The 499-nt window shown below is 62.5% G+C and carries 1 protein-coding gene; it reads left to right on the plus strand.

Annotation, left to right across the window (positions count from 1 at the left end):
- A partial coding sequence (locus EBL85_RS16860) for a hypothetical protein (RefSeq protein ID WP_148040590.1) occupies positions 1 to 499 on the plus strand: 499 nt, incomplete at both ends.

Here is a 499-nt window from a genome sequence, read left to right on the forward strand (position 1 = left end):
CTCGCGCGGCTCGCGCGACTCACCCCGGACACCCCACCCGAGCGTCTAGACCCGATCGCCGAGGCCGCGGCGCGCTGGCTCCTCGCCACCGCACAGGAGACACCCAAGTCGGTCTTCTTCGACCTCCTGCAACCCGCACTAAAGCGACTTGAGGACGCACAAGTCACCCCATCGATCGGATTGATGACCATCGCGCTCGATTACGCCATCCGCTTGAGTGAGGGAGATTGGCTCGACCAAACCCTAGAGCGCTTTGCCGATCGCTACGCAGGCGTCGATGCGGCATTCATCCACGTCCACCTCGGGCGCCGCGCTCAGACCAAGGGCACTCATGATGAGGCATTGGCTTGTTTCAAGCTTGCCGCGAAAGATTTCGAAGCCGCCGGTCAAGAGCGGGAGGCGACGATAGCCAAAGGCCAGACCGCCGATATCCTTCAGGCCCGCGGAAACCTCGATGAGGCGCTGCGCATCCGCACAGAAGAAGAAATACCCGTCTACG

It is taken from the genome of Marichromatium sp. AB32 (assembly GCF_003718675.1).
Taxonomy (GTDB): Bacteria; Pseudomonadota; Gammaproteobacteria; order Chromatiales; family Chromatiaceae; genus Marichromatium; species Marichromatium gracile.